The sequence below is a fragment of the Rhodoluna sp. genome (assembly GCF_024639375.1).
GTDB lineage: Bacteria > Actinomycetota > Actinomycetes > Actinomycetales > Microbacteriaceae > Rhodoluna.
Genome location: NZ_JAHEIM010000020.1, coordinates 1 through 4,154, shown reverse-complemented (window position 1 = coordinate 4,154; position 4,154 = coordinate 1). Strand labels below are relative to the sequence as shown.

Genomic DNA, 4,154 nt, shown 5'->3' with positions numbered 1-4,154 from the left:
AAAGCCGATTGGCAATGAACCATACTTCAGTTGGTCTGCCAACGATTTAGAAGAATCTTTGGTGAAGCTTCCAGTGATCTGAGCTGAACCGTTGGTGATAACCGCGTTGGTTTGCGGCGCAGTGATGACATAGCCATCAAGAGTTACCGCGAATTGATTGCGCGGGCTGGTCAAAGGAAAAAGACGCGAAGTGACGGCACTGAACGCTTCGGTTCCCTTGGCGTTGAAGTCAAGATTGACTGCCCACTCGTTAGTTGCAGCACCGGTTTGGGTAGTGATGGTGCCAGCGGTTGCGTTTGAAATGTCTGCACCGGCAACTTCTACCGGTCCGAGAATGTACTTCTGGTAGCGGTAAGAGTCGCAGGTAACCAAAGGCTGAGTCGGGTCGTCAACCTGGCCAGGAGCTCTGAATTGCTTGCTGCAGTCGAGTGCATCGAACTGTGCCTGAAGAGCAGGGCTAACCCAATTCAGGTCGCTAGGGTCGGTTGGTTTTGCAGTTGGAGCAGGTGCCGCACTTTTGCTTGCTGCAGGAGATGCGCTTGGTGAAGCGCTCGATGAAGAGTCTCCGCCGACCTGTGAAGTGGTGCTCGCCGAGGCTACAAGAACAGCGCGAAATTCAAGCTTTGCGCTGCTCTTGATTAGCTGCAGAGTGCTATCAGACGGAACACCAGGAATCTCAACGATGATGTTGTTATTGCCAGAGGTGGTGACTGTTGACTCAGAAACACCTGTTGAGTCAACACGCGCACGGATGATTGCTACCGCTTGGTCGAGTTGCTCAGGCTTCACGGTTTCACCGTTGGCGACGGTTGGCGAAAGGATGATCGAGGTTCCACCTTGCAAATCGAGTGCAAGCTGTGGCACGAAAGAAGCGCCGGCCTGGTTTGTTGCCATGCCGAGTCCGATGATGCCCGCAAAGGTGATGATGAGTGCGAGCAACCAAGCGAGACGCTTGCGTGCTGTCTTAGTTACTGACGATGCCACGTGGAACCTTGTTTCTACTTAGCTGACTTTTTAGCTGCTGGCTTCTTAACCGCAGTCGAGGTGGTCTTTGCGGCAGGCTTCTTTGCCGCTGCCTTATTTGCAGATGCCTTCTTTGCGGCCGGCTTTGCCGCCGCAGGAGCCTTTGCAGTTGCTGGCTTGTTTGCCTCAACCTGGCGAATAGCCAACTTGTTGACAACCAACTTGGTGCCCGGTGCGGTCTCAAGAATGACCTTGTCGCCTTCAAATGCAGCTACGGTTCCGTAAATGCCGCTGGTTAGCATCACATATGAGCCAACCACGATTGAAGTCTGCAAGTCTTCTGCCTGCTTCTTGCGTTTCTTGTTGTTCATGAACATGAACACGATCATTACGCCAAGCGCACCGAAAAGAATGATGTTTGGATCCATTAGAAGCCTGCCTTAATTAGCAAATTGAAGACGCCCACGGCGCCTAGGCAATTATAGGTCAAACAGGCTTGCCTGCCCGTTATTTGGCTTAGGCAGACCCAAATGTTGATAGGCCGCCGCAGTAGCCTCGCGACCCTTCGGGGTTCTGACAACAAGGCCTGAGCGCACCAAATAGGGCTCGACTACCCCATCGATAGTGTCCTGTTCTTCACCAACCGAGACTGCAATGGTCGAAAGGCCAACGGCCCGACCCGGATATGACGTGCAAAGCACTTTGAGCACCTCACGATCGAGACGGTCGAGACCAAGCGAATCAACTTCGTAAATCGACATGGCGTCATTGGCGATGGCAACCGAAATCACACTGTGTGAATTCACCAGGGCGAAATCTCGAACTCGGCGCAGAAGGCGATTAGCTATTCTCGGTGTGCCGCGACTGCGTGAAGCGATGGCCGCGGTTGCATCCGTATGGATTTCAATGCCAAGTTGTCTTGCAGCGCGAGCAAGAACAGAAGCGAGCTCGTCATCCGAGTAGAACTCGAGATTTGCGGTGAAACCGAATCGGTCACGCAGCGGATTTGCCAAGATGCCAGAACGAGTGGTTGCCCCGACCAAAGTGAAAGGAGCAATTTCGAGCGAAACGCTTGTGGCGCCTGGACCTTTGCCAACCATTACATCAATGCGAAAGTCTTCCATTGCTAGATAGAGCATCTCTTCAGCCGAACGGGCCATGCGGTGAATTTCGTCGATGAACAAAACCTCTCCCGGCATCAATGACGAAAGCACTGCAGCCAAATCGCCGGCATGTTGAATCGCTGGACCGCTGGTTAGCCTGAGATTTGCGTTTGATTCTTTGGCAACAATCATCGCGAGAGTCGTTTTGCCAAGACCTGGCGGCCCGGCCAAAAGAATGTGATCGGCAACACGCTTTTGAATTGCAGCTGCATCGAGAATCAGAGATAGTTGCTTACGCACATTTTCTTGGCCAACAAATTCATCAAGCGAGCCAGGTCGAAGTGAGGCCTCAAAGGCAAGTTCACTTCTTTCGATCTGTGGATCGGTTAGATCGCTCACTGCTTGCCGCCAAGAATCGCCAGCGATTCGCGAATCAAATCAGCGAGCGGCTTGTTGCCTGCCGATTTAAGAACTTCTTTTGCAACCGGATCGGCAACGCGCTCGGGCCAACCCAAACCTTGCAGGGCAACAAGAAGATCTTGATTGACCTCACCACCGCCCACGCTCTTTAACTTTCCTGTGAGCGTTACCACAATTAGCTTTGCGGTCTTGGTTCCGATTCCTGAAACTTGTTCGAATACCTTTGCGTCGTCATTCGTGACAGCGTTGGCAATGTCTGCACCTGAGAGCGTTCCAATAGCAGCGAGCGCCGTTTTGGGGCCGACGCCAGACACGCTTCGAAGCAAGTCAAAGAGAGCAAGTTGTTCTACCTCTGCGAACCCAAAGAGACTGAAGGCGTCTTCTCGAACAATGAATGCAGTGTGTAGCAACAAATCGTCGCCAACTGAAAGTGAATCAAATAGTTGCTTGGCGACCGCCACAGAATATCCAACTCCGGCAACTGAAAGCACAATAGAGCCTTGGCTCTTGGCCTGTACTTTGCCGGTTAGCGATGCAATCACGCCAAAAGACTAACTAACGCTTTGGTTTTTTCTTGGATGCCGCCTCGGCGCTTTGCCACGCCTGTTGGGCCTTGGTCAGTTCACCGCTGGTTGATGCGGTGGTTGGTCTCCACCCAGCTGTGATTGCAATTGCTAAAGCGTCGGCCGAATCAGCTGGTTTCGGAATCTCGGTGAGGCCAAGGATTTTGGCGACCATTGTTCCTACCTGCAACTTAGCTGCGCGACCAGATCCGGTAACAGCGGCTTTAACCTCTGTTGGCGTGTGCATCTGAACTGCTATGCCCCTTCGCGCTGCTAGCAACATGACTACGCCGGAAATTTGCGCAGTACCCATAACTGTTCGCACGTTTGCCTGCGAGAAAACGCGTTCAATTGCAATGACGTTCGGTTTGTGAACTTCTATCAACAGGTCAATCTGTGAAGCGATGTCTTGAAGTCGCTGAGGAAGCTCTGTTTCGGGTGAGGTGCGAATGGTCTCCACGGCAACAAAAGTTGCTTTGCGGTTTGGCGCCACTTCAACAACGGCAACGCCGCAGCGGGTTAAACCCGGGTCAACGCCGAGGATTCGCATTATTCCTGTTCGAGTTGTGCTGCTACTTCAGCGGTCATGTCGAAGTTTGAATACACATTTTGAACGTCATCGAGATCTTCAAGTGCGTCAATGAGGTCTATGACCTTTCTAGCAGTGTCAACATCAACCTGAATTGGCATAGAAGAAACGAACTCGACGTCAGCACTCTCATAGTCGAGACCGGCACTCTGCAAGGCGGTGCGTACTGCGACCATCGATGAAGGGTCGGTAGTAATCACGAATTGCTCATCGCGGTCTTCAATGTCGTCAACGCCTACTTCAAGAACTGCCTCGAAGATGCTGTCTTCTGTGGTCGCTTCGTTCTTTGCAACCACGATTACACCTTTGCGGCTGAACTGGTAAGAAACCGAACCGGGGTCAGCCATGGTGCCACCGTTGCGAGTCACACCCACGCGAACTTCGGCAGCTGCTCGGTTCTTGTTGTCTGTCAAACATTCGATTAGCACGGCAACACCGTTTGGACCATAACCCTCATACATGATGGTGGTGTATTCAACTGCGTCTGCGCCGACACCAGAGCCGCGTTTGATGGCA

The 4,154-nt window shown here is 52.4% G+C and carries 5 protein-coding genes and 1 pseudogene; all 6 read right to left on the bottom strand.

From position 1 onward, the window contains the following. Window positions 1–984 (bottom strand): annotated as a pseudogene (locus Q0L28_RS06420) (protein translocase subunit SecD); the annotation flags it as partial. A gap of 14 nt (window positions 985–998) precedes the next feature. Next, window positions 999–1,391, bottom strand: coding sequence for a preprotein translocase subunit YajC (gene yajC / locus Q0L28_RS06415; protein ID WP_296633150.1), 393 nt, complete (start codon window positions 1,389–1,391; stop codon window positions 999–1,001). 51 nt (window positions 1,392–1,442) lie between these two features. Then, window positions 1,443–2,465, bottom strand: a complete 1,023-nt coding sequence (gene ruvB / locus Q0L28_RS06410; protein ID WP_296633148.1) for a Holliday junction branch migration DNA helicase RuvB — start codon at window positions 2,463–2,465, stop codon at window positions 1,443–1,445. Next, window positions 2,462–3,028 (bottom strand): Holliday junction branch migration protein RuvA, encoded by a 567-nt coding sequence (gene ruvA, locus Q0L28_RS06405; RefSeq protein WP_296633145.1) that lies wholly within the window; start codon window positions 3,026–3,028, stop codon window positions 2,462–2,464. Before ruvA ends, ruvB begins: the two co-directional genes overlap by 4 nt. A 13-nt stretch (window positions 3,029–3,041) precedes the next feature. Then, the gene (gene ruvC, locus Q0L28_RS06400) at window positions 3,042–3,599 is read right to left on the bottom strand and encodes a crossover junction endodeoxyribonuclease RuvC (protein ID WP_296633142.1); all 558 of its coding nucleotides are present in this window, start codon (window positions 3,597–3,599) and stop codon (window positions 3,042–3,044) included. Further along, window positions 3,599–4,154 (bottom strand): YebC/PmpR family DNA-binding transcriptional regulator (locus tag Q0L28_RS06395; protein ID WP_296633139.1); only part of this gene is annotated, 556 nt, incomplete at its 5' end. The genes Q0L28_RS06395 and ruvC, both read right to left, overlap by 1 nt.